The organism is Nocardia sp. bgisy118 (assembly GCF_057708605.1).
This window is the reverse complement of sequence record NZ_JBYISM010000036.1, coordinates 48,069-71,910: the sequence shown is the minus strand read 5'-3', so window position 1 is coordinate 71,910 and position 23,842 is coordinate 48,069. Positions and strand designations below refer to the sequence as shown.

The window sequence follows — 23,842 nt, the reverse complement described above, 5'->3', positions numbered from 1 at the left end:
TGTACGCTGTACGAACGTCTGAGTAGCACGACAGGAGTGACGATGACGCTGGAGTTCACAGCCGACACGGTCGAATCGACCGCGACGGACGGCCCGTTCGGCGCCGTGTGCGCGCTGACCGAGCTGCTCTCGGCCGAGGCAGGCGTCGGACGCTACGCGGGCGTCATCGACGACATCTGGACCATCGGCGAGAAGGTGCACGGCGGCACCATGGTCGCCGCGAGCGCTGCGGCCGCCACCCGATGGCTGCGCGCCTCCGATCCGACGCTCACCGAGATGGCGCCGATCGCCGCCAGCTCGGACTTCCTCGGCGCCCCCGTGCCCGGCGAGGTCGAGTACGAGGTGCGCATCCGCAAGGTCGGACGTCAGATCTGCCTCGCCGACGCCACCCTCAGCCAGAACGGCCGCGCCATGGTGCGCACCGCCTTCACCTTCGGTCACCTCGACGACATCGAACCGCTGTACGCCGCCGAGCACAGCGACATGTCCGCCGAACCCGCCGCTGACGCCATGGGTTACGAGGGTTCCCCGATGGGCAAGATCGTGCACGTCGCCAAGGGCGCCGACCTCTACCTGGACCGGAAGTGGGCGAAGTTCCTGGACGGCGCGAAGGGCGAGCCGCGGCTGCGGCTGTGGATGCGTCCGTTCGAGGCCGATCAGCGCGATCCCGACGTGTCCATGTACTTCGCGATGATGGCGGCCGACATGAGCCCGCCGGTGCCTGCGAACCTCGGCCAGTTCGGCTGGGCGCCCACCGTGCAGATGACCACCTACCTCCGGCGCAGGCCCGCACCCGGCTGGCTGCGCATCATCGCCACCTCGCACGAGGTGGGCGGACGCATGTTCGACGAGGATCAACTCATCCTGGACAGCACGGGTGCGGTGGTCGCGCAGAGCCGTCAGCTCGCACTGATTCCGCAACGTCGCTGACGCGCACACTAATCTTTACGTCCATGACGAGAATTGCGGTGATCGGTGGAGGCCGAATCGGGGAGGCGTTGATCGCCGGCCTGCTGGAGTCGGGCAGGGCGAGCAAGGATCTGGTCGTCGTCGAGAAGCACGCCGATCGGGCGGAGCTGATCGCGAACCGGTTCGGCGTGCGGGTCACCGGCGAGGCGGCCGACGCGGCCGTCGGCGCCGACCTTCTGGTGATCGCCGTCAAGCCGGGCGACGTGGACGTCGTGCTGACCGAACTGGGCAAGGCCGAGCTGAACGCGGGCGACCGCGACCAGGTGCTCGTCTCGCTGGCGGCGGGCGTGCCGACGGCGCGGCTGGAGGCCAAGCTGCCCGCGGGCTTCCCGGTGGTGCGGGTGATGTCGAATACCCCGATGCTGGTCGGTCAGGGCATGAGCGTGCTGGCGCCGGGTCGCTACGCCAAGGCCGAGCAGCTCGAGCTGGTCACCGAGGTGCTCTCCGCGGTCGGCAAGGTCGTCACCGTGGCCGAGTCGCACATGGACGCGGTCACCGCGGTATCCGGCTCCGGCCCCGCCTACTTCCTGCTGGTCGTCGAGGCCATGGTGGACGCGGGCGTCGGGCTCGGCCTGACCAGGGACGTGGCCACCCAGCTGGTGGTGCAGACGATGGTCGGCTCGGCCGCGCTGCTCGACGAGTCCGGCCAGAGCGCGGTGGAGCTGCGCGCGGCCGTCACCTCACCCGCGGGCACCACCGCGGCGGCCCTGCGCGAGCTCGAACGCGGCGGCGTCCGCTCGGCGTTTCTCGAGGCGCTGCACGCGGCCAAGCGGAGGTCGGCGGAACAGGGCGCGTCGGCGGAATAACGCCCGGCCGTACATCTACCGTTCCCCTCGGGGCAAACCGGGCGTCAGAAGCTGATTTCTCACACACGTCGCAGCAATCCCACTGGCCCCGCTAAGCTTCAAGGAGCACGTGCGTGTCTGTTCCGCCGGTGGGGAAGCCGGCGGCGCGGACGTGCCGGAGGTCAATGGTGCAATGATGTCTTCCAACAAGATGTCTGCAAATAGCTCGGGGACGTCACCAGGTTCGTCCGGCCCATCCGGTGGCCGGGGCGGAGGTAGAGCGCAAAGTGGTTCGGGATCGTCCGGCCAGTCGATACTCGGCGGTGGCACTCAATTCCTGACGGTCGCCGAAGTGGCGAGTCTGATGCGGGTTTCCAAGATGACGGTCTATCGGTTGGTGCATTCGGGCGAACTGCCCGCGGTGCGCGTCGGCCGGTCGTTCCGCGTGCACGCCAAAGCCGTGCACGATTACCTGGAGACGTCTTACTTCGACGCAGGCTGAGGCGGTTTCGCCCCCGAAAGGGCCCCGTGGCGGTGCGCGGCGGCCCGCGGATGACGGCGCCCTCGACCGTGAGGGCCCTTGCTCGGGCCCCCATCGGATACCGGTAGGATGAACCCTCGGTTCGTGTTCGCCTGCCTGCGGCGCCAGTTCGTGGTGTCCGGTGGCCGCTGGCGGCGCGGATGCCGAAATCAGCTAGGCGTACGCCATGCGTGCGCGCCGAGTAGAGAGAACGCGAGGACACCCTATGGGTTCTGTGATCAAGAAGCGCCGCAAGCGCATGTCGAAGAAGAAGCACCGCAAGCTGCTTCGCCGCACGCGTGTTCAGCGGCGCAAACTCGGCAAGTGAGCATGCGCGCCGGTAGGGCGGACGTCGTCCGGCCGGCGCCTGTGCGACACGAGGCCCGTCACCTCCCGGTGGCGGGCCTCAGTCTTTGAAATAGTTCAGTTTGAAACCTATTCGATGTATCCGGTGACTGAAGTCATCGTTAGATCCTGGTTAATAACCTCGGCGACCCAGACGGTAGCGGTTACTCTGGAACCGCCAATAAATGTAAATGGGGGCCTGGTAGGTGGGAACCGGTGCTGCGGTGGGATCTGACATAAGAGACGGGCACACGCCCAAGGTTGTGATGGTGACCGGCGCAAGCCGCTTCTTCGGCAGCGCCGTGGTGGCCAAGCTCGCCCAGGATCCCGCTGTCGAGCGTATCCTCGCCGTCGACAGCATGACCCCGAGCCGGGAACTGCGGCGCCGAATGGGACGCGCCGAGTTCGTGCGTGGCGATATCCGAAATCCATTGATCCGCAAGGTGATCGGCGGCAACGAGGTCGACACCGTCGTGCACACCGCGATGCTGGCCAAGCCGCCGTCCGGCGGCGGTCGCGCGGTGATGAAAGACCTCAACGTGCTCGGCGCGATGCAGCTGTTCGCGGTCTGCCAGAAGTCGCCGTCGGTGCGGCGGGTCGTGGTGCGCTCCACCTCGGCGGTCTACGGGTGCAGCGCCAAGGATCCGGCGAAATTCACCGAGGAAATGAGCGCCCGCACGCCGCCGCGCGGATGGTTTGCGCGCGACATGATCGAAATCGAGGGTTTCGTCCGAGGGCTCGCGCGGCGTCGTCCCGATATCGCGGCATCGATTCTGCGTTTTGCGCCGATTGTGGGCCCGCGACTGGCCGGGCGCGGCGTACAGTATCTCCGTTCACCCGTAACGCCGACCGTCTTCGGACGGGACCCTCGAATGCAGCTGTTGCACGAAGAAGATGCGGTGGCCGCGCTGGCACATTCGGCGCAGACGGCCCCCGGCGGTACCTACAACATCGCGGGCGATGGTGCGTTGACGCTGTCGCAGGCGGTGCGCAGGGCGGGGCGCATCGAGCTGCCTGTGCCGTTCACGGTGTTCCGCACCGCAGGCCGCGCGTTGATGGGGCCGGTGATGCGGGAATTCACCGGCGAACAACTCGATTACTTCCATTTCGGCTGTGGCCTGGACACCACGCGAATGCGAGCCGAACTCGGCTTCGAACCGCGGTGGACAACGGTTCAGGCGTTCGACGACTTCATCGGGGGCGCAGCGTTGCGGCCCGTCTTCGATCCAGCGTGGATCGATGCCGCAGAAAAGAAACTGCTCGGCCTCATAGGGGCCGGTACGGGAGCACACCAATGAACGACGTGGCGAAAGTCATCCAACTTCATGATCTGAATATCGAAACCAGGCAGCGCACCAGCACTCGTCGCTGGCCGGACCGTACGCCGGGGGAGACGAAGCCGACCCGGGTCACGTCCCTGACGGATCGGCTCGCGTCGGCCGTGCCGCAGGCGCCGCAATCGTTGTCCGACCTGATTCGCAAAGAGGTCGGCAAGCAGATCGGCCGCACCGCCGATTTCGCGCGCCGCCGCCTGACCGGCGACTATCAGGTGGACGAGTTCGGCTTCGACGAACACCTGCTCGAATCGGTCATCCTGCCCGCGCTGCGCCCGCTGTCGGACCTGTGGTTCCGCGTCGAGGTCCACGGCATGGAGAACATCCCCGAAGTGGGCGGCGCGCTGGTGGTGGCCAACCACGCGGGCACCGTGCCGGTCGACGGCCTGATGCTCCAGCTGGCCATCCACGACCACCACGCCAAGCAGCGCGCGCTGCGTCTGCTCGCCGCCGACCTCATCTTCGAGATGCCGTTCCTCGGCGTGCTGGCACGCAAGGCCGGGCACACGCTGGCCTGCCGCGAGGACGCCGAGCGCCTGCTGCGCTCCGGCGAACTGACGGGTGTGTTCCCCGAGGGATTCAAGGGCGTCGGCAAGCAGTACTCCGACCGCTACAAGCTTCAGCGCTTCGGCCGCGGCGGTTTCGTCGCCGCCGCCGTGCGCACCGGCGTGCCGATCATCCCGTGCTCGATCGTCGGCTCCGAGGAGATCTACCCGAAGCTCGCCGACATCAAGCCGCTGGCGCGACTGCTCGGTCTGCCGTACTTCCCTGTGACGCCGACCTTCCCGCACCTCGGCCCGCTCGGCGCGGTGCCGCTGCCCTCGAAGTGGTACATCGAATTCGGCAAGCCCATCGCCACCACGGCCTACGAGCCGGAGGCCGCCGACGACCCGATGACCATGTTCGAGGTCACCGACCAGGTCCGCGAGACCATCCAGCAGACGCTCTACAAACTGCTCACCAAGCGCCGCAACGCATTCACCGGTTAGCGCTGTGTTCTTGGCGCGCTGGCGCGCCGAAAACTCAGTGGTCGCGCCTGCGGGTGACCGCCGCGGCTACGGCGCCGCCCGCAGCGCCGAGTGCCAGTGCGGTCGGTACGCCGATCTTGGCCGCCTTGCGGCCGGTGCGGAAGTCGCGGATTTCCCAGCCGCGGTTCTTGGCCAGCTCGCGTAGGTCCGAGTCGGGATTGATCGCGACCGCCGTGCCGACCAGCGAGAGCATCGGCACGTCGTTGTGGCTGTCGGAGTACGCGGTGCAGCGCTTGAGGTTCAGGCCCTCGCGGATGGCCAGCGTGCGCACGGCGTGCGCCTTGCCGAGCCCGTGCAGGATGTCGCCGACCAGCCGCCCGGTGAACTTGCCGTCGACGCTCTCGGCCACGGTGCCGAGCGCGCCGGTCAGGCCGAGGCGCTTGGCGATCACCTGGGCCAGCTCCACCGGCGTCGCGGTGACCAGCCAGACCTGCTGGCCCGCGTCCAGGTGCATCTGCGCCAGCGCGCGGGTACCCGGCCAGATCTTGTCGGCGATGATCTCGTCGTAGATCTCCTCACCGAGCGCGGCCAGCTCGGAGGTCGGGCGGCCCGCGATGAACGAGAGCGCCTTCTCCTTGCCCGAGGCCATGTCGGTGCTGCTCTCCTTGCCGGTGACGCGGAACTTCACCTGCTTCCACGCCACGTCGACCAGGTCGGAGGTCTTGAAGTATTTGCGCGCCGCGAGACCGCGCGCGAAATGCACGATCGAGGCGCCTTGCACCATCGTGTTGTCCACGTCGAAGAACGCCGCCGCGGTGAGATCGCGCGGCACCTCCAGCCCCGTGGGCTCGGCCGTCGCCAGCTCCGATTCGTGCAGCGACAGCGCCGCGTCGGCGCTGGCCTCGCCCGCCAGATTCGCGCGGACCTCCTCCTCGCTCGGTCCGAACGGACTGCGGGAGATGCGCGCGAGCTGGTCCTGCAGCCCCTGGCCGAGCGGGCCCAGATGCCACCGCACCGGGAACTCGCCGAACCGGCCCGCGATGAACCCGGCCCTCTCCACCCTCGATCGTTCCGGCACCAGTACCTCCGCCCGTTCGCGCGAACCACGTCCACACTAACCGGATTCACCGACAGTCACCCGAAAGACCACGCGCACCGAAGGGAGTGGCGAGGGGATTTAATATCGGCCATGACCAATCCCACAGAGAGCGCCGCCGCGCCGCCCGCGCACGAAGTGATTTTGCTGACCCGAGCCGGCTGCGGGCTGTGTGCCACGGCACTGGAGCAGTTGCGGGCGATCTGCGCGGATTTCGGCATCGAGCCCGGCGCCCTCGACGTCGACGTCGCCGCGGAAACCGACCCTGGCCTGCGCGCGGAGTACGGCGACCGGCTGCCCGTCGTGCTTGTGGACGGTCGCGAGCACAGCTACTTCGACGTCGACGAGGCGCGTTTGCGGGCTGATCTGGGTCGCTGATCGGTGTGATCCGTGTCCGATTCGGCCGCTGCGCTGGTCGCGGCGGAAAATGAGGCCAATTTCACCGACTTTGTGCAGGGCTTCACAAGCGGTTACGGTGGTGGCACGCGACCCGCATGCCGAGGCTGCGGAGCGCCCTGAAATCCGATACTTCGACCATGGCACCGGACCGCCGCCGGGCTCGAGGTCGAACGACGAACCGGACCTGTGCGCAGGCCGGAACGAGGAGCCGACGACGTGACAGAGCAGCATGAGGCGCCGGGCGGCGTCTCCGGCAGGGCTCTGCAGAAAGACATCCCGCAGGCCACCGTGGCGCGGCTGGCTACCTATCTTCGGGTCCTCGCCATGTTGGCCGACGACGGTGTGCTCATCGTATCCAGTGAGGAACTGGCTGTCGCGGCGGGTGTCAATTCGGCGAAGTTGCGCAAGGATTTGTCGTTCCTGGGCCCCAACGGCGTCCGGGGTGTCGGCTATGACGTAGCAAAGTTGCGGACCAGGATCGAGGACGTGCTCGGTCTGTCCGGTGGACATCGCGTGGTGCTGGTCGGCGTCGGAAATCTGGGCCGGGCCCTGGTCGGCTACGGCGGTTTCCGGCGGCGCGGATTCAGCGTGGTCGGCCTCTTCGACGCCGATCCCGGGGTGGTCGGGCTGTCGGTTGCCGGACTGACCGTGCGCGACGCCGCGGGTCTTGCCGCGGGCATCGCCGAACTGAAACCGACCATCGCGGTGATCGCGGTGCCCGACGACGCGGCCCAGAACGTCTGCGACCAGCTGGTCGCCGCCGGGTTGCAGTCGATTCTGAGCTTCTCCGCGTGCGGGCTGATCGCGCCGCAGACGGTGGAAGTCCGCCGGGTGGACCTGGCGGTCGAAATGCAGATGTTGTCGTTCGAACGGACCCGCAATGCCGAGCCGGAGCAGCTGCCCGAGGTGGCGCACGCGGGCTCGGGGCGGATCGCGCGCCGCGTGCCGACTCCGCACTCTCCGGCCGGCCATCCGGCCCTCACGCACTCGACGACCTCGCATTCGGCAACGGAGCCAAGCAGCAAGGGATCGGTGGTTGCACCATGAGCGAGCGAATTCTGTGCGAGCGTGCCTCACGCATGCCGAGCATCAGTGAGGCGCTGGCATGAGTGAACGTAGTGAGCGAATCATGTGCCAGCGCGCTTCGCGCATGCCGGAGCCGAGCGTCAGCGAGGCGAAGGCATGAGCGTTCTACTCGTCGGGATCTCGCACCGCAGCGCTCCCGTCGCAGTGTTGGAGAAGGTCGCCATCACCGATGCCGACCGGCCCAAGCTGATCGATCGCATGCTCGCCTCCAGCCACATCTCCGAGGCCATGATCGTCTCGACCTGCAACCGCGTCGAGGTCTACGCGGTGGTCGACGCCTTCCACGGCGGTCTCGCCGAGGTCGGTGACCTGCTCACCAAGCATTCCGGGCTGCCGCTGACCGATCTCACCAAGCACGCCTACGTGCGCTACAGCGAGGCCGCCGCCGAGCACCTGTTCGCGGTGGCCAGCGGGCTGGACTCGATGGTCGTCGGCGAGCAGCAGGTGCTCAGCCAGATCCGCGGCGCCTATGCCACCGCCGACGCCCAGCAGGCCGTCGGGCGCACCCTGCACGAGCTGGCCCAGCACGCGCTGCGGGTCGGCAAGCGGGTGCACGCCGAGACCGGTATCGACCGGGCGGGCGCGTCCGTGGTGTCGGTCGCGCTGGATCGGGCCAAGCAGGTCCTCGGCGAACTCGCGGGTCGCACCGCCGTCGTCGTCGGCGCGGGCGCGATGGGCGGGCTCGCCGTCGCGCATCTGTCGCGCGCGGGCATCGGCCGCATCATCGTGGTGAACCGGACCATCGACCGGGCGCGCAGGCTCTCCGAGACCGCGGGCTCCTACGGCGTCGAGTCCTCGGCGCTCGAGCTCTCCCGGCTCACCGAGGCGATGGCCGCCGCCGATGTGGTGGTGACCTGTACCGGTGCGGTCGGCGCCGTGGTGACGCTGGCCGACACCCACCGCGCCCTCGCCGACCGCGATCGCGCCGAATTCCCGGCGACGGAACGTCCGCTGGTGTTCTGCGACCTCGGCTTGCCGCGCGACGTGGAGCACGCCGTGGCCGGTCTGCCCGGCGTCGCGGTCATCGACATCGAGACCTTGCAGCGCGATCCGGCCGCGGGCGCCGCGGCCGACGACACCGCAGCCGCCAGGTCGATCGTCGCCGACGAACTCGCCAAGTACCTGGCGGGCCAGCGCATGGCCGAGGTGACCCCGACGGTCGCCGCCCTGCGCCAGCGCGCCGCCGAAGTGGTGGAAGCCGAACTGCTGCGGCTGGATTCGCGCCTGCCCAGCCTGGCCGATCCGGAACGCGACGAGGTGGCGCGCACCGTGCGCCGGGTCGTCGACAAGCTGCTGCACGCGCCGACGGTGCGGGTGAAGCAACTCGCGTCGACGCCGGGCGGCGACAGCTACGCCGAGGCGCTACGCGAACTGTTCGAACTCAAGCCCGGTGCGGCACAAGCTGTTGCCGCGCCGATGGAAATCAGCACGATCACCGGTGAACTCGGCGCCGGACTCGCCGACGACTTCACCGCGGGACATCTCGGCGAGGAGGGCAAGTCGGCATGACAGTCGTTCAGGAAGAGGACAACATGACAGCCGGCGGCACCCGGGCGCCGTGGCGCATCGGCACCCGAGGCAGTCTGCTCGCGATGACCCAGGCGGGCACCGTGCGCGACGCGCTGATCGCCGCGGGACATCCGGCCGAGCTGGTCGTGGTGAAGACGCCGGGCGATCTATCCTCCGATCCGGTGCAGACGATCGGCGTCGGCGTGTTCACCTCGGCGCTGCGCGACGAGCTGGCCGCGGGAACCATCGACATCGCGGTGCACTCCTACAAGGACCTGCCGACCGCGCCGGACGCGCGTTTCACCATCGCCGCCATCCCGCCCCGCGAGGATCCGCGCGACGCCCTGGTGGCGCGCGACGGGCTGGTGCTCGGCGAGCTGCCCGCCGGTTCCAAGATCGGCACCTCCGCGCCGCGCCGCGCGGCTCAGCTGGCGGCGCTCGGCCTGGGTCTGGACATCGTGCCGCTGCGCGGCAACCTGGACACCCGGCTGCGCAAGGTCACCGAAGGTGAGCTGGACGCGGTGGTGGTGGCCAGAGCCGGACTGTCCAGGATCGGCAGACTCGACGCCGTGACCGAGGCGCTGGAGCCGGTGCAGATGCTGCCCGCCCCGGCGCAGGGCGCGCTCGCGGTCGAATGCCGCAGCGACGACGCCGCGACCATCGACGCGCTGACCCGGCTCGACGACGCGGCCACCCGGGCCGCCGTCATCGCGGAACGGTCGCTGCTCGCCGAGCTGGAGGCCGGATGTACCGCGCCGATCGGCGCGCTGGCCGAGGTCGTCGAGTCGCTGGACGACGACGGTCGCATCGTCGACGAGCTCTCGCTGCGCGCCTGCGCCGCGGCCGCCGACGGGTCCGAGGTGCTGCGTGCCTCGGTGGTCGGAGCGCGCGCCGAGGCCGATCGGCTCGGCCGCGCACTCGCGAAAGAGCTCTTGGAGCTGGGGGCCCGCGAGTTGCTCGGCGCACCCGGAACAGACGACACCGCCGAGGCGAGAGCCGAGCGCTCAGGTGACGTCCCGAACTTGCAGCGGTCGCGACCGGGCGCGACCGAAGGTCGTATCAGTAATCCCAGCCCAATGGAGAACAGCCAATGAGCCGAGCCACCAAGAAGCACCCCGGTCGGATCTTGTTCGTCGGGTCGGGTCCCGGTGACCCGGCGCTGCTGACAGTGCGTGCGCGCGAGGTGCTCGGGCGGGCGACACTGGCCTTCACCGACCCCGACGTCGACAAGGGTGTGCTCGCGCTGATCGGCACCGCGGTCGAGGAGAACGAGGACGGCACGCGGCCGGTCGACGTGCGCCCCGCCCTCGGTGAGCCCGCCGAGGTCGCCAAGACGCTCATCGCCGAGGCCCGCAGCGGCCACGACGTGGTCCGCGTGGTCGCGGGCGATCCGCTGACGGCCGATTCGGTGATCACCGAGGTCACCACGGTCACCCGCTCGCACATGGTGTTCGAGGTGCTGCCCGGCCTGCCCAACGGCTCCGCGGTGCCCAGCTACGCGGGCATCGCGCTCGGCTCCGGCCACACCGAGGCGGACGTGCGCGGCGAAGTCGACTGGGCCGCGCTGGCCGCCGCGCCCGGCCCGCTGGTGCTGCACGCCACCTCCGGTCACCTGGCCGAGACCGCGAGCGCCCTGGTGGAGCACGGCATGGCGCCGCAGACCCCGGTCGCGGTGACGGTGCGCGGCACCACCCGTCAGCAGCGCACCATCGAGGCCACCCTGGCCACGTTGAACAGCGCCGCCTCCGAGCTGGTCGGCCCGCTGGTGGTGACCATCGGCAAGGCGGTCGCCTCCCGGTCGAAGATGTCGTGGTGGGAGTCGCGCGCGCTGTACGGCTGGACTGTGCTCGTGCCGCGCACCAAGGATCAGGCCGCCGACATGAGCGAGCGACTGGTCACCCACGGCGCCATCCCGATGGAAGTGCCGACCATCGCGGTCGAGCCGCCGCGCAGCCCCGCGCAGATGGAGCGCGCGGTGAAGGGTCTGGTCGACGGCCGCTACCAGTGGGTGGTGTTCACCTCCACCAACGCGGTGCGCGCGGTGTGGGAGAAGTTCGCCGAATTCGGTTTGGACGCGCGGGCGTTCAGCGGCGTGAAGATCGCCTGCGTCGGCGAGGCCACCGCCGACAAGGTGCGCTCGTTCGGCATCAACCCGGAGCTGGTGCCCTCGGGTGAGCAGTCCTCCGAGGGCCTGCTCGCCGACTTCCCGCCGTACGACGACGTCTTCGATCCGGTGAACCGAGTGCTGCTGCCCCGCGCCGACATCGCCACCGAGACTCTGGCCGAGGGTCTGCGCGACCGCGGCTGGGAGATCGACGACGTGACCGCCTACCGCACGGTGCGCGCCTCGCCGCCGCCCGCGGAGACCCGCGAGATGATCAAGACCGGCGGTTTCGACGCGGTCCTGTTCACCTCGTCCTCCACGGTGCGCAACCTGGTGGGCATCGCGGGCAAGCCGCACGCACGCACCATCGTGGCCTGCATCGGCCCGAAGACCGCCGAGACGGCCATCGAGTTCGGCCTGCGCGTGGACGTGCAGCCCGAGACCGCGCAGGTCGGCCCGCTGGTCGAGGCGCTCGCCGAGCACGCCGCCCGGCTGCGCGCCGAGGGTCTGCTGCCCCCGCCGCGCAAGAAGAGCCGGCGTAGCCGATAGGTGCCGTCCGCTCCGCGCCCGGGTAGGTGCCGTCCGCTCCGCGCCCGGGAACGTGATCGGCGCGGCGAAACGCCCGCCCCACGGTGGGCGTTTCGCGTTGTGGGCCGCGGCGCCCCGAGGAGCCTCCCGTTGGTAGGGGACAGCTTCGCCGGTCGCCCATAGAAATGTGGGCGTTTCACTTTTGCTGGACAGCGCTACCGTCACCGATTACACGATTGACAGTGTTCTTGGAAAGGCGGTAGCGCCATGCCCCAGTTGATGACGAAAACTCTTGCGATTGGCCTGCTTTCGTTGACCATCGGTGCCGCTTCGGCCGCACCCGCCGGCGCGGCGCCCGCCGTGGCGCCGCCCGTGGCGGGGACCGGTTCGGCCGCGGATTTGGAATCGGGTTCTGCGACCGGCTCCAGTGCCGTATCCAGCACCTTGGTCAGGCTGTTGGCCTGCTTCGTCGAGTTGCCGGGCAGCAGTACATCAATGCCGTACCCACCGCGGTGTTTGTTCACGCCGCCCATCGGCTGAAACCGTTTCGGTCCGTCCGCGCTGACGGAGCTCGCACGCGGCGAAACGCCCACCTCGTTGTGGGCGTTCCGCTTTCGCGCCCGGCCGTGGGCCGGACGCAGTCATCGGCTGTAACGCAGGAGGGTGCGCACCAGGCGGCATGTGGTGTCCGAGGGCGGGCGGATACCGACGAGTTCGGCGGTGTTGCGGATCTTCTCGTTGCTCGCCTGGGTGGGCAGGTAGATCCCCGAGTCGAGCAGGGCGATGCTCAGCCGCATCGCCTTGAGCCTGCGGTTGTGCGTGACGTACCACTTGCGCGGGCGTCCCGGCGGCAGCGGCCGCTTCTCGAGCGGCCGGTACGGGGCGATGATCGTGGACTTTCGGGCGGTTTCGGTCGCGGGCATGTGCGTCCTCCCCTCGCGATCGGGAACCCGGCGGATCCCCTCGAACACAGCTTCGATTCTACCCGTGCCCACCGACAAAAACCGCTGGCTGCAACACTTTTCGGGCTCGTCGGTCGGTGCGCACGGAATGCTGATCCTGCCTGCCGTCTCCGAACGATCGCTCGATGCTCTGGCAGGCAGGGCGACGGCGATGTCACGAGTCGAGAAGCAGCCGAAGGGCTTCGGGGTGGCCGAGATCGGCTGCCTTCCGGAGCCAGTAAATGGCTTCGTCAGACGCGGCGCCGTTCGGCGTGCTGGTGGTTCGGCGGTCCCGCAACGTCATCGCCAGGAGGAACATCGACTCGGGATCGCCCGCCGCCGCGCCTCGGCGCAGCCAGCGCTCGCCTTCGTCGAATTCGTCGCGATCCAAATACGCCGCGCCGAGCACCGCCATGGCGTCGCGGCGACCACGACGCGCGGCCTCGGCGAGCAGCTCGACGGCGCGCTCGAACGCACCGGCGCGGGCCAGGTGCACACCGAGACTTCGCATTGCTGTGGGATTTCCGGCCTCGGCGGCGCGCTCATACCAGCGCACGGCGGACTCGTCGTCCTCGCGCCGGTGCGCGATCACGCCCATATTGGTCATCGCCTCCGGGGCGCCCGCCTCCGCCGCCGGTCGCAACCAGCGCTCGGCCGCGTCCAGTTCCCCTCGCTCCAGATACAGCGCCCCGAGCTGGAGATCCGCGCCCGCGCAACCGGCGGCGACGGCCTGCTCCCACCATTCGATGGCCTCCGCCACGCGCCCGTCCGCCACCGCGAGCTCGCCGAGCGGGACGAGCGCGGAACCGCTGCCGAGCTCCGCCGCCCGTCGCAGCCAGTGTTCCGCGCCGCCCGGGTCGTTCGCCTCCCGTAGCGCCTCGGCCAGCCGCTCCATCGCCCACACGTCCCCGCCGTCGGCGAACCGCCGCAACGCCGCCACCCGCGATCCGTACCGGTCGTAACCCGTCATCGCCTTGCCTCCGAGGTCCGTGCGTGCCCCGACTTCAGGATGACGCACAATTTCGCGACCGTGGGAGCGAGCCGCCGCCGTCGCGTCCCATGCGCGACCCGATTCGCCGCGGCTCACGACGATGGGGGCGGTCCCGGCCCGAAGCCGGAGGTGGGCCGGATCACCCCCGTCCGGTGTGCTCGCGACACCTTCCCCGAGCAGGCGTATCGTGCGATTCATGACCGGAATGGACCGCCCGCGGCGGTTGCGCCGTACTCCCGCTCTGCGCCGTCTCGTGGCCGAAACAACGTTGGAACCACGGCAATTGGTGCTGCCGATGTTCGTGGCCGACGGGCTGGACGAACCGCGGGAGATCGGTTCGATGCCGGGGGTCTACCAGCATTCGATGGACTCGCTGCGCAAGGCGGCGGTCGAGGCCGTCACGGCGGGCGTCGGCGGGCTCATGCTCTTCGGCGTGCCCAAGCCGGAGGACAAGGACGCCACCGGCAGCCAGGCCAGCGATCCGAAGGGCATTCTGAACCGCGGCCTGCGCGCGCTGGCCGACGAGGTCGGCGACGCGACGGTGGTCATGGCCGACACCTGCCTCGACGAGTTCACCGACCACGGCCACTGCGGCGTGCTCGCGCCGGGCGGCGCGGTGGACAACGACGCGACCCTGCACCGCTACGTCGACATGGCGATCTCGCAGGCCGAGGCGGGCGCCGACCTGCTCGGCACCAGCGGCATGATGGACGGCCAAGTCGGCGCGATCCGGCGCGGCCTCGACGCGGTCGGCCGCACCGACACCGCCATCCTGGCCTACGCCGCGAAGTACGCCTCGGCCTTCTACGGTCCGTTCCGCGAGGCCGTCGGCTCGTCGCTGGAGGGCGACCGCCGCACCTATCAGCAGGACCCGGCCAACCGCAGGGAGTCGCTGCGCGAGCTCGAGCTCGACCTGTCCGAGGGCGCCGACATCGTGATGGTCAAGCCCGCCATGTCCTACCTGGACATCCTGCGCGATGTCGCCGACCGGTCCACGGTGCCGGTGGCGGCCTACCAGATCTCCGGCGAGTACTCGATGATCACCGCGGCGGCGCAGCGCGGCTGGATCGACCGCCGCGCCGCCGTGCTGGAATCGCTGACCAGCATCCGCCGGGCGGGCGCGGACATCGTGCTCACCTACTGGGCGACCGAGGCCGCACACTGGTTGTCGTGACGAACTCCCCGAGACCGATGGGCGTGCTGCCGGTCCCGCACCGGCCGCCGATGCCCGAAGACATCCGTACGGCTCGCCAATTGTGGTGGGGGATCATCGGATTCGGCGTCGTGCAGCTGGTCGGCACGGTGCTGACCTCGTTGCAGCAGCGCGAGGACCTCGATCAGCGGATGTTCGATCAGGGCAAGGTGGGCGACCCGAATTTCGCCATGGCCACCGCCGAGCTGCTGGTGTCGCTGATGCTGGTCGTCATGGTGCTCGCCGGTCTGGCGCTGGCGGCGGGCGCTTTCGCGGTCGTACACCAGTTCGGCCGCGGCAAGCTCTGGGCGCGCACCGTGCTGACGGTGCTGGCCGTGTGGCTGGTGCTCGGCGCCGTCGCGGCGCTGTTCGCTCTGGACGCGGTGACCGGCGCGGCCTCGCTGGTCGCGGGCGGCGCGGCGATCGTGCAGGGCGTGCTCGCGGGCGGCGCGCTGTTCCTCAGCTTCCGTCCCGACTCGACGAAGTACTTCCAGAACAACCTCCGGTGAACGAATAACGGTGGCCGCATCGAGTTTGTCGCGGTAGCGCGGACATGTATGGTGAGGGTTGTCACAGTAATCATGGGAACCGGTAGTTATTGGTCATGCGTTGTCTTGCGTTGCGTGAGGGCGTCATCCAGTTGGCTCCGGGAGATCGGAGGCATAGATGCGAGTGGTGATCCAGCAGCCGCAGAGCATGCGACGAGACTTGCTCGTCCTGAGCCTGCTGATCCTGTTCGGCTTGGTCACCGTCGCGGTCCTGCTGCTGCCCGGTCTGGTCGGCTGATTTCACCGGCGGGACGACCCGGCGCCGGGCTGCGTCGGAGGCGCGATCTGATGGGTAGCGCGGCGTGAGCGATGGCGACGCCGTGCTGTTCGTGGAGCCGGGTGCGCGCTGGCGCGTGGTCGCTTACGGCCCGCTGCTCTGTCTTCTCGTTCTGGTACTGGAAATGGTCACGTCCAGTCCGGTGCACTGGTTCGCCCTGATCTTCTGTGGGGCGCTCATCGCGGCTTTCGTTGCGCTGCAAGTGGTCGCGGGCCGCCGTCATGTGAGCGTCGAACTCACCGAGTCCACCCTGCGTCAGGGCACCGAGACCCTGCCGCTCACCGGCGTCACCGCCGTGTTGCCCGAGCGCGACGAGCATTCCTGGAACGATGAGGAGTGGGAGTCGGCGCGGGCGCTCGGCGAATTGAGCGGTGTGCCGCGCAGGCGGAAAGGGATCGGACTGCGGTTGGGCGACGGCGGACTGGTGCAGGCGTGGGCGCGCGATCACCGCGGTCTGCGGACCGCGCTCGCCACGGCGCTGCGGCCGGAGGACGTCGAGGCGCAGGACAAGGCCGATGATGCGGAGCTGCAGCGGGCGGAGGGCGTCGAGGAAAAGCGCAGCGCCCATGACGAGGAAAAGCGCAGCGCCGATGGCATGGAGGCATCGCCGGTCGATGGCATCGAGGAGCAGCGCACCGCCGATGGCGCGGAGGCGTTGCCGGCCGAGGGCATCGAGGAGCAGCGCAGCGAGAACGGAGCGGACCGGTGAGACGTGACATGGTGGTGGCGCTCGGCGAGGTCGTGGCGGCCGTCGTCGTGCTGGCGCTCGCGGCGCTGAGCTGGGGTCGTGGCACCGTCACCACGTCGTTCGCGGCGCTCGGCGAGATGCCCGCCTTCGACGCGACCCGCTATGTCGCGCCGTGGCTGGTTCTCGCGGCTTTCCTGGTCGTGGTGGCGGGTCTGCTCGCCATCGACGCCGTCACTCGCGCCGTCCGTTCCGCCGCCGAGAAGTAAGGCGGGGCCGGACAACTCGGCCGCTCCCGTTTTGCCGCCGTGCGGGCGGGAGCCTCCCAACCATGAAGCCGACGATCCACGCCGAGAAGCTCGCCGTCGGGGTTGTGGCGGGTTGCCTGATCGGTGCGGCCGCCGCGATACCGGCCGCTGCCGCTCCCATCGAATCCACCCCGCCGCCACCTGTGCCTGTGGCGCCCGCGTTCGCCGCGACTCCGCCGCCCGGGCTGCTGGAGTTGCTGCCCACGCCACTGGACTGCCTGGTCACCACCGGGTTCGCGTTGTTCTGCGTCGGCATCACCAACCCGAGTATTTGAAACGATAACGCTTCACAAAACTTCCGATGCGCATACGATTCGTGCTGTGGCGCACCGGTATTCGCCGGTGGGCTTGTCGAATGGAAGGTGTGACTCGTGAAAGTTCTCGTCACGAGATCGGTTGCGGCCCTGGTCGCGACCGCTGCGGTCGGTCTGGCCGCTTCGCCCGCGCTGGCGGACCCGGCCGGTCTGCCGCTGGAGCCGACGGCGCCGGTCGCCGGTCTGGTGCCGGAGACCGGGTCGGCGGGAGCCATGAACGGGATCCTGTGCTCGTTGCAGACCCTGTCCGCCGCGCTGCCGTGCGTTTACACATAGGCGTACCGGCGCTCACTGGAACCGAAATCTCTGTCGCCGAATGAACTACTCGCCCGCGGACTTCGGTCCGCGGGCGAGTTCGTCATTCAGCGGGACCAGTTCTGATAGATGTCGAGCACGCGGCCGTTGCGAGTCCCCGGCGCGTTCAGATAGATGGTTACGGAACCATCGGGGTGGCTCGCGGATTCGGAGATCACCTGGCGCAGGGTGGCGCGCACGCCGCCACTCTGATCGCGGAAGAGCTCGGTGTCCTGGTGCAAGCCTGCGCCGATCCGGTCCAGCGGCACGAACATCGTGATCAGCGCGGGGCCGGGGCCGCCCGCCAGCGCGGCCGTCTCCTCGTGGCTCAACCGGACGCCGATGCGGCCCTGGTCCAGATCGGCGACCGGGTCGGCCGCCGTGGCGGTCCCAGCGCCGAATAGCGCTGCCGCGGAGGTGAATACGGCCAATGCTGCCGTGCTGACGAGGGCAAACCGCATGAGGAGCCTCCCGAGGGGTAGTCGCAGTCGACCAGCAGAGATTACGGACGCGTCGCCCGATATCGCGGCAAACGCGGCCCGGCGTGTTGCCGGGCGGACTGCGGCGCGCGTCACTCTCCTACACCCTGTCGTCGACCGGGTTCACCGGGGCTGCGACACTGGAGGCCGTGAGTTCTTCTCCGCGCGTGACCAGGGCATCGGTGCCGGTTTCCGCTCAGCTCTTCGATCGGGCGAGTGCGGTGATCCCCGGCGGGGTCAACTCGCCGGTGCGGGCGTTCAAATCGGTCGGCGGCACGCCGCGGTTCATCGACTCCGCGAAGGGTTACACGCTCACCGATGCCGACGGCAACGACTACGTCGACCTGGTGTGCTCCTGGGGTCCGATGATCCTCGGGCACGCGCACCCCGCGGTCGTCGAGGCGGTGCAGCGTGCCGCGGTCGGCGGCCTGTCCTTCGGCGCGCCCACCGCGGCGGAGATCGAGCTCGCCGAGTTGATCATCGAGCGCGTCGCGCCGGTGGAGCGGGTGCGGCTGGTGAACTCCGGCACCGAGGCCACCATGAGCGCGGTGCGGCTGGCCCGCGGTTATACGGGCCGTACCAAGATCATCAAGTTCAGCGGCTGCTACCACGGCCACGTCGACGCGCTGCTGGCCGACGCGGGCTCGGGCGTCGCGACGCTCGGCCTGCCCAACTCGCCCGGCGTCACCGGTGCGCAGGCGAGCGACACCATCGTGCTTCCGTACAACGACCTCGACGCGGTGGCCGCGGCCTTCGCGGCGCACCCCGGCCAGATCGCGTGCGTGATCACCGAGGCCGCCGCGGGCAACATGGGCGCGGTCGCGCCGGTGCCCGGTTTCAACGAAGGGCTGCGCGCGCTGACCACCGAGCACGGTGCGCTGTTGATCATGGACGAAGTGATGACCGGATTCCGCGTCAGCCGTTCCGGCTGGTTCGGTCGCGACGGCGTCGCCGGTGATCTCTACACCTTCGGCAAGGTGATGAGCGGCGGCCTGCCCGCCGCCGCGTTCGGCGGACGCGCCGAGGTGATGAAGCAGCTCGCCCCGCTCGGCCCGGTGTACCAGGCGGGCACGCTCTCGGGTAACCCCGTCGCCGTCGCCGCGGGCCTTGCCACGCTGCGTGCCGCCGACGACGCGGTCTACGCCGCACTGGATCGCAACGCCGAACGGCTCGGCGGCCTGCTCACCGAGGCGCTCGGCGCGGCGGGGGTCGAGCATCACGTGCAGTTCGCGGGCAATATGGTGAGCGTGTTCTTCTCCGACCGTCCGGTCACCGACTACGCCACCGCCAAGGCCAGCCAGACCTGGCGTTTCCCGGCCTTCTTCCACGCGCTGCTCGACGGCGGCGTGTACGCGCCGCCGAGCGCGTTCGAGGCGTGGTTCGTCTCCGCGGCGCTCGACGAGGACGCGTTCGACCGAATCGCCGCAGCCCTGCCCGCCGCCGCGCACGCGGCCGCGGCCGCCACCCCCGAAGGATCCCGCGCGTGAGTTCCGACCACGACAAGCCCGGCGTCGCCCGCCGCGAACTACCGACCGACCCCGACCCAACGACCACCACCCCGCCGAGCGCGGACTCCCCGTTCAGCGAGGCCGAGGCACTCGGCGCGATCACCGAAGCCGAGATCACCGAGGAGTCCGCCGCCCGCGCGTCGGCGTCGGCCGCTGCCGCCGCCGACCTGGATCTCGCCGACGCACCGGCGGAAGGTGACGACGCGGGTGCGGCGGATGCCGATGCTGAGAGCGTCGCGGCCGACGAGATCGCTGGTGCCGACGCCGCTGCCGAGCTTGCCGACGCCGCCGCGGGTGTGAATGCTGCCGGTGCCGCAACCGATGCTGCTGCCGAGATCGCCGTCGATGCTGCTGCCGAGTCCGAGACCGCCGCGAAAGCGAACGCTGCCGACACTGAGATGGTTGCTGCTGCCGAGCTGGCCGGTGCTGCTGTCGAGTCTGATGCCGTCGATGCAGAGGTCGAGGCCGCTGCTACCGATGTGAATGCAGCCGAGAACACCGCGGACGTGAGCGCTGCCGATGCCGAGGCGGTTGCGGCCGACAAGATCGCCGACGCCGCTGCCGAACCCGGGGCCGCCGAGTCCGCTGAGTCCGAGGTTGCCGAAGTTGCTGCCGAGGCGGCCGCCGATCTGAACGCTGCCGAGGCTGTGATCGACGCCGATGTGAACACCGCCGAGGCCAACGCCGCCGACCAGTCCGCGGCCGACCTCGCCGCAGCCGACGCGACACTCTCCGACGCGGTCGCCGACGAGCCGCCCGCGGTCGGCGCCAAGGACACCGAAACCCCCGCGCGCTCCTCGCCCATCACCGCCACTCCGCGCTCCGGCGAGCCCGACCTCGCCAACGCGAGCCCGGCCGTCGAGACCATCGTGCACGTGCTGCGGCACGGCGAGGTGCACAACCCGAAGGGCATTCTCTACGGTCGGCTGCCCGGCTTCAGCCTGTCGGTCACCGGCCGGGCGCAGGCGGGTGCGGTCGCTCGGGCGCTGTCCGATCACGACATCGCCGTGGTGATCGCCTCGCCGCTGCAGCGCGCGCAGGAGACCGCCGCGCCGATCGCCGAGCAGCACGGCGTGATCGTGCGCACCGACGAGAACCTCATCGAGGCGGGCAACACCTTCGAGGGCCTGCGGGTGTCCGTCGGCGACGGCGCGCTGCGCAAGCCGCGGCACTGGTGGAAGCTGCGCGACCCGTTCACCCCGTCCTGGGGCGAGCCGTACCTGCAGATCGCGCACCGTATGCTGGCCGCGGTCAACAAGGCTCGGGTCGAGGCCGCGGGTCGCGAGGCGGTGCTCGTCTCGCACCAGCTGCCCGTCTGGACGCTGCGGCGGTTCCTCCAGGGGCAGCGGCTCTGGCACGACCCGCGCGCCAGGCAGTGCTCGCTCGCCTCGCTGACCTCGCTGGTCTACCAGGGTGACACGCTCGTCGACATCGTCTACTCCGAGCCCGCGGGCGGTTCGGATCCCACGGTGCACGGCGCATGATCCGCGCCACCGCGTCGTTCCCCGCGACAGTCAGGTCCGCGTCCGCACGGACGCCGGCCAGGCGGATCGCGCCGGTGCTCGTAGCGTGCGTGGCCCTGGTGGCCGCGCTCGCGGGCTGCTCGACCGGATCGGACGCGGTGGCCACCGGCGGCACCTTCGAATTCGTCTCGCCGGGCGGCAAGACCGAGATCTACTACGATCCGCCCGCCGCGCGCGGCACCATCGGCGCGCTCTCCGGCCCCGATCTGATGACCGAAGGCAAGACCGTCTCGGTCGCCGACTTCCCCGACAAGGTGGTCGTCGTCAACCTGTGGGGCCAGTGGTGCGGGCCGTGCCGCGCGGAGGCGCCCGCGCTGGAGAAGGTCTACGAAGCCACCAAGGACAAGGGCGTCGCCTTCCTCGGCATCAACGTCCGTGATCCCCAGCGGGACAAGGCGCAGGACTTCGTCACCGACAACAAGGTCGGCTACCCGTCCATCTACGACCCGTCCATGCGCACCCTGCTCGCCCTCGGCGGCAATTTTCCGACCAGCGTCATCCCGACCACCCTCGTGCTGGACCGGCAGCATCGCGTCGCGGCCGTCTTCCTGCGGTCGCTGATCGCGGAGGATCTGCAGCCGATCGTGACGAAACTCGCCGAGGAGGGCGAGCAGTGATGGGCCGTCCGACCTTGTGGGGCGTGCGGTGATGGTGCTCGCGAGTGTGGGGGAATCGTTCCAGCAGACGGCGGCGACCGGCCCGCTGCTGCTCGCGCTCGGCGCGTGCCTGCTGGCGGGGCTGGTGTCGTTCGCCTCGCCGTGCGTGGTTCCGCTGGTGCCCGGGTACCTGTCGTATCTGGCCGGGCTGGTCGGCGCCGAGGCCCCGCCCGCGACCGCCGAGTCGGCGAAAGGCCGTTCCTCGGTCGCGGTTTCCGCGCGCGCGGGCAAGTTGCGCGTCGCCGGTGCGGCCGGGCTGTTCGTCGCCGGTTTCACCGTGGTCTTCGTGCTCGCGACGGCCACCGTGTTCGGCGTCATCCAGACCCTCAACGTGAATCGTGAACTGCTGCAACGCATCGGCGGCGTGGTCACGATCCTGATGGGTCTGGTGTTCGTCGGTCTGGTGCCCGCCTTGCAGCGCGACACCAGGATGGAGCCGCGCCGCCTCACCAGCCTCGTCGGCGCGCCGCTGCTCGGCGGCGTCTTCGCGCTCGGCTGGACGCCGTGCCTCGGCCCCACCCTGTCCGGCGTGATGGCGGTGGCCGCGGGCACCGAAGGCACCACAGCCGTTCGCGGCGTCGCGCTGATCGTCGCGTACTGCCTCGGGCTCGGGCTGCCGTTCGTGATCCTGGCCTTCGGTTCGGCGGGCGCACTGCGCGGCGTCGGCTGGCTGCGCCGCAATTCGCGAACCATTCAGATCGTCGGGGGCATCCTGCTCATGGCCGTCGGCGTCGCGCTGGTCACGGGGGCGTGGGATCAGTTCGTGGCGTGGGTGCGCGACGCGTTCGTCTCCGAGGTGACCCTGCCGATATGACCGTGACCGACCATCCCGTGGCCGAACCGGCCTCGCATCGTCCGCCCCGGCAGTCGCTACCCGGCCGCGCCATCGCGCTCGTCCGCAACACCTGGCGCGGGCTCACCAGCATGCGCACCGCGCTGGTCCTGCTGTTCCTGCTCGCGCTCGCCGCGATTCCCGGCGCCCTGCTGCCGCAGCGGAACCTGAACGAGCAGAAGGTCGAGCAGTACATCGCCGACCGCCCGACGCTCGGACCGTGGATGGACCGCTTCGAACTGTTCGACGTGTTCTCCAGCTTCTGGTTCACCGCGGTCTACGTGCTGCTGTTCGTCTCGCTGGTCGGCTGCATCCTGCCGCGCACCTTCGATCACTACAAGGCGCTGCGCACCCCGCCGGTGCGCGCCCCGCGCAACCTGTCCCGTTTGCCGCACCACTACTCGGGCGAGTCGGCGAGCACCCCCGAGCAGTTGATCGAGCACGCGCGCGGGCAGCTGCGCGGCTGGCGCACCGAGGTGCGGCCGGGCAACCGCCCCGGCGAGCTCACCCTCTCCGGGGAGAAGGGCTACACCCGCGAATTCGGCAATCTGGTCTTCCATCTGGCGCTGGTCTGCCTGCTGGTGGCCATCGCGGTGGGCAAGCTGTTCGGCTACGAGGGCACCGTCATCGTGATCGCCAACAACGGCCCCGGCTTCTGCACCACCTCGCCCGCGGTGTTCGACTCCTTCCGGGCGGGCAACGTCAACGACGGCACCGGCATGACGCCGGTCTGCGTGCGGGTCAAGGACTTCCAGGCCGACTACCTGCGCACCGGACAGGCCGAGATGTTCACCTCGGACGTCGACTACCAGGCCGGACCGGATCTGGCCACCGACACATGGCGCTCCGCCACATTGCAGGTCAACCATCCGCTGCGGGTCGAGGGCGATCGCCTCTACCTCCAAGGCCACGGGTACGCGCCGACGTTCACCGTCACCTTCCCGAACGGCCAGACCAGGACCGAGACCATCCAGTGGCGGCCCGACGACGCGCGGACCTTCCTGTCCAGCGGCGTGCTGCGCATCGACCCGCCCGGCGGCATGTACGCCACCGACGAGGAGCGCCGCAAGAACCAGATCGCCATCGAGGGTCTGTTCGCGCCGACCGCGCTGTTCCATGGCAACCTGCTCACCTCGGCCTTCCCGAGCATGGACGACCCCGCCGTCGCGGTGGACATCTACCGCGGCGACACCGGTCTCGACACCGGGCGATCGCAGGATCTGTTCTCGCTGGACCAGGAGATGGTGCGGCAGGGCAGGCTCACCAAGGAGGCCAGGGTCAACCTGCGCCCCGGCGAATCGACCACGCTGCCCAACGGCGCGAAGGTGACCTTCGACGGCGCGCAGGAATTCGTGAACCTGCAGGTCTCGCACGACCCGGCCCAGCAGTGGGTGCTGGTGAGCGCGCTGGCCATGATGGCAGGCCTGCTGGTCTCGCTGCTGGTGAAACGGCGGCGGATCTGGGTGCGGGTCTACCCGGCCGACGACCCTGCCGGTACCGTTGACCAACGACGCATCGTAGTAGAAATGGGCGGGCTCGCCAGAACCGATCAGGCGGGTTGGGGCGGCGAATTCGACCGGCTCCGCGGGCGCCTGCTGGAGGCTGCGGGCGACGACGTGAAGACCGACGCCACACGCACGGGAGAGTGAAC

27 protein-coding genes are annotated in these 23,842 nt (G+C 69.7%); 22 read left to right on the top strand and 5 right to left on the bottom strand.

Annotated features, from left to right (window positions below; all coding sequences use genetic code 11):
* The first annotated feature begins 42 nt into the window (after window positions 1–42).
* The 6 genes from AC3EO7_RS33115 to AC3EO7_RS33090 all read left to right on the top strand — a co-directional run bounded on the left by AC3EO7_RS33115 (window position 43) and on the right by AC3EO7_RS33090 (window position 4,942).
* On the top strand, window positions 43–930 hold the full coding sequence (locus tag AC3EO7_RS33115) for a thioesterase family protein (protein WP_431966931.1): 888 nt from the start codon (window positions 43–45) through the stop codon (window positions 928–930).
* 23 nt (window positions 931–953) lie between these two features.
* The gene (gene proC, locus AC3EO7_RS33110; RefSeq protein ID WP_431966929.1) at window positions 954–1,775 is read left to right on the top strand and encodes a pyrroline-5-carboxylate reductase; all 822 of its coding nucleotides are present in this window, start codon (window positions 954–956) and stop codon (window positions 1,773–1,775) included.
* A 190-nt stretch (window positions 1,776–1,965) separates the two neighbouring features.
* Window positions 1,966–2,256 (top strand): helix-turn-helix domain-containing protein, encoded by a 291-nt coding sequence (locus tag AC3EO7_RS33105; RefSeq protein ID WP_431967418.1) that lies wholly within the window; start codon window positions 1,966–1,968, stop codon window positions 2,254–2,256.
* A gap of 244 nt (window positions 2,257–2,500) precedes the next feature.
* On the top strand, window positions 2,501–2,602 hold the full coding sequence (locus AC3EO7_RS33100; protein ID WP_003402602.1) for a 30S ribosomal protein bS22: 102 nt from the start codon (window positions 2,501–2,503) through the stop codon (window positions 2,600–2,602).
* 283 nt (window positions 2,603–2,885) lie between these two features.
* A complete protein-coding gene (locus AC3EO7_RS33095; protein WP_431967416.1) occupies window positions 2,886–3,917 on the top strand; it encodes an NAD-dependent epimerase/dehydratase family protein in 1,032 nt (343 codons plus the stop codon).
* Window positions 3,914–4,942 carry a lysophospholipid acyltransferase family protein gene (locus AC3EO7_RS33090; RefSeq protein ID WP_431966927.1) on the top strand — a complete coding sequence of 343 codons (1,029 nt, stop codon included), beginning with the start codon at window positions 3,914–3,916 and terminating at the stop codon, window positions 4,940–4,942. The genes AC3EO7_RS33095 and AC3EO7_RS33090 overlap by 4 nt, the downstream gene beginning before the upstream one ends.
* 34 nt (window positions 4,943–4,976) lie before the next feature.
* On the opposite strand, the gene AC3EO7_RS33085 is transcribed toward AC3EO7_RS33090, so the two are convergent.
* Complete coding sequence (locus tag AC3EO7_RS33085; RefSeq protein WP_431966925.1) at window positions 4,977–5,981, bottom strand: HAD family hydrolase; 1,005 nt, start codon at window positions 5,979–5,981, stop codon at window positions 4,977–4,979.
* 129 nt (window positions 5,982–6,110) lie between these two features.
* Here AC3EO7_RS33085 and AC3EO7_RS33080 point away from each other — a divergent pair, with 129 nt between their 5' ends.
* From AC3EO7_RS33080 to AC3EO7_RS33060, 5 genes are all read left to right on the top strand, one after another.
* A complete protein-coding gene (locus AC3EO7_RS33080; protein WP_431966923.1) occupies window positions 6,111–6,395 on the top strand; it encodes a glutaredoxin family protein in 285 nt (94 codons plus the stop codon).
* 237 nt (window positions 6,396–6,632) lie between these two features.
* The gene (locus AC3EO7_RS33075) at window positions 6,633–7,463 is read left to right on the top strand and encodes a redox-sensing transcriptional repressor Rex (RefSeq protein ID WP_431966921.1); all 831 of its coding nucleotides are present in this window, start codon (window positions 6,633–6,635) and stop codon (window positions 7,461–7,463) included.
* Window positions 7,464–7,598: 135 nt separating this feature from the next.
* Complete coding sequence (locus AC3EO7_RS33070; RefSeq protein ID WP_431966919.1) at window positions 7,599–9,011, top strand: glutamyl-tRNA reductase; 1,413 nt, start codon at window positions 7,599–7,601, stop codon at window positions 9,009–9,011.
* Complete coding sequence (gene hemC, locus AC3EO7_RS33065; protein ID WP_435593348.1) at window positions 9,008–10,105, top strand: hydroxymethylbilane synthase; 1,098 nt, start codon at window positions 9,008–9,010, stop codon at window positions 10,103–10,105. The genes AC3EO7_RS33070 and hemC overlap by 4 nt, the downstream gene beginning before the upstream one ends.
* Window positions 10,102–11,664: a bifunctional uroporphyrinogen-III C-methyltransferase/uroporphyrinogen-III synthase gene (locus tag AC3EO7_RS33060; RefSeq protein ID WP_431966915.1), complete on the top strand. Its 1,563-nt coding sequence runs from the start codon at window positions 10,102–10,104 to the stop codon at window positions 11,662–11,664. The genes hemC and AC3EO7_RS33060 overlap by 4 nt, the downstream gene beginning before the upstream one ends.
* A 200-nt stretch (window positions 11,665–11,864) precedes the next feature.
* Here the strand turns inward: AC3EO7_RS33060 and AC3EO7_RS33055 are convergent, their stop codons facing one another.
* The 3 genes from AC3EO7_RS33055 to AC3EO7_RS33045 form a co-directional block, all read right to left on the bottom strand.
* Window positions 11,865–12,176, bottom strand: a complete 312-nt coding sequence (locus AC3EO7_RS33055) for a hypothetical protein (RefSeq protein WP_431966913.1) — start codon at window positions 12,174–12,176, stop codon at window positions 11,865–11,867.
* Between the two features lie 108 nt (window positions 12,177–12,284).
* Window positions 12,285–12,566, bottom strand: coding sequence for a hypothetical protein (locus AC3EO7_RS33050; RefSeq protein WP_431966911.1), 282 nt, complete (start codon window positions 12,564–12,566; stop codon window positions 12,285–12,287).
* Between the two features lie 193 nt (window positions 12,567–12,759).
* The gene (locus tag AC3EO7_RS33045; protein ID WP_431966909.1) at window positions 12,760–13,554 is read right to left on the bottom strand and encodes a tetratricopeptide repeat protein; all 795 of its coding nucleotides are present in this window, start codon (window positions 13,552–13,554) and stop codon (window positions 12,760–12,762) included.
* A gap of 217 nt (window positions 13,555–13,771) precedes the next feature.
* Between AC3EO7_RS33045 and hemB the strand changes: the two genes are divergently transcribed.
* The 6 genes from hemB (at window position 13,772) to AC3EO7_RS33015 (ending at window position 17,175) form a co-directional block, all read left to right on the top strand.
* Entirely contained in the window at window positions 13,772–14,749 is a 978-nt protein-coding gene (gene hemB / locus AC3EO7_RS33040; protein WP_431966907.1) for a porphobilinogen synthase, read from the top strand.
* Entirely contained in the window at window positions 14,746–15,276 is a 531-nt protein-coding gene (locus AC3EO7_RS33035; RefSeq protein WP_431966905.1) for a hypothetical protein, read from the top strand. Before hemB ends, AC3EO7_RS33035 begins: the two co-directional genes overlap by 4 nt.
* A gap of 341 nt (window positions 15,277–15,617) precedes the next feature.
* Window positions 15,618–16,301, top strand: a complete 684-nt coding sequence (locus tag AC3EO7_RS33030) for a hypothetical protein (RefSeq protein WP_435593347.1) — start codon at window positions 15,618–15,620, stop codon at window positions 16,299–16,301.
* On the top strand, window positions 16,298–16,546 hold the full coding sequence (locus tag AC3EO7_RS33025) for a hypothetical protein (protein ID WP_431966901.1): 249 nt from the start codon (window positions 16,298–16,300) through the stop codon (window positions 16,544–16,546). The genes AC3EO7_RS33030 and AC3EO7_RS33025 overlap by 4 nt, the downstream gene beginning before the upstream one ends.
* A gap of 62 nt (window positions 16,547–16,608) precedes the next feature.
* Window positions 16,609–16,860, top strand: coding sequence for a hypothetical protein (locus AC3EO7_RS33020; RefSeq protein WP_435593346.1), 252 nt, complete (start codon window positions 16,609–16,611; stop codon window positions 16,858–16,860).
* Window positions 16,861–16,956: 96 nt separating this feature from the next.
* Window positions 16,957–17,175: a hypothetical protein gene (locus AC3EO7_RS33015; RefSeq protein ID WP_431966897.1), complete on the top strand. Its 219-nt coding sequence runs from the start codon at window positions 16,957–16,959 to the stop codon at window positions 17,173–17,175.
* 86 nt (window positions 17,176–17,261) lie between these two features.
* Here the strand turns inward: AC3EO7_RS33015 and AC3EO7_RS33010 are convergent, their stop codons facing one another.
* Window positions 17,262–17,654, bottom strand: coding sequence for a hypothetical protein (locus AC3EO7_RS33010; protein ID WP_431966895.1), 393 nt, complete (start codon window positions 17,652–17,654; stop codon window positions 17,262–17,264).
* A 167-nt stretch (window positions 17,655–17,821) separates the two neighbouring features.
* On the opposite strand from AC3EO7_RS33010, the gene hemL reads away from it, so the two are divergent.
* From hemL to resB, 5 genes are all read left to right on the top strand, one after another.
* The gene (hemL, locus tag AC3EO7_RS33005) at window positions 17,822–19,159 is read left to right on the top strand and encodes a glutamate-1-semialdehyde 2,1-aminomutase (protein WP_431966893.1); all 1,338 of its coding nucleotides are present in this window, start codon (window positions 17,822–17,824) and stop codon (window positions 19,157–19,159) included.
* Window positions 19,160–19,983: 824 nt separating this feature from the next.
* Entirely contained in the window at window positions 19,984–20,664 is a 681-nt protein-coding gene (locus tag AC3EO7_RS33000) for a histidine phosphatase family protein (RefSeq protein WP_435593357.1), read from the top strand.
* Window positions 20,661–21,320 carry a TlpA disulfide reductase family protein gene (locus AC3EO7_RS32995; protein WP_431966891.1) on the top strand — a complete coding sequence of 220 codons (660 nt, stop codon included), beginning with the start codon at window positions 20,661–20,663 and terminating at the stop codon, window positions 21,318–21,320. The genes AC3EO7_RS33000 and AC3EO7_RS32995 overlap by 4 nt, the downstream gene beginning before the upstream one ends.
* Window positions 21,321–21,351: 31 nt before the next feature.
* Window positions 21,352–22,173 (top strand): cytochrome c biogenesis CcdA family protein, encoded by an 822-nt coding sequence (locus tag AC3EO7_RS32990; protein ID WP_431966889.1) that lies wholly within the window; start codon window positions 21,352–21,354, stop codon window positions 22,171–22,173.
* Entirely contained in the window at window positions 22,170–23,840 is a 1,671-nt protein-coding gene (resB, locus tag AC3EO7_RS32985) for a cytochrome c biogenesis protein ResB (RefSeq protein WP_431966886.1), read from the top strand. The genes AC3EO7_RS32990 and resB overlap by 4 nt, the downstream gene beginning before the upstream one ends.
* Window positions 23,841–23,842: the final 2 nt, after the last annotated feature.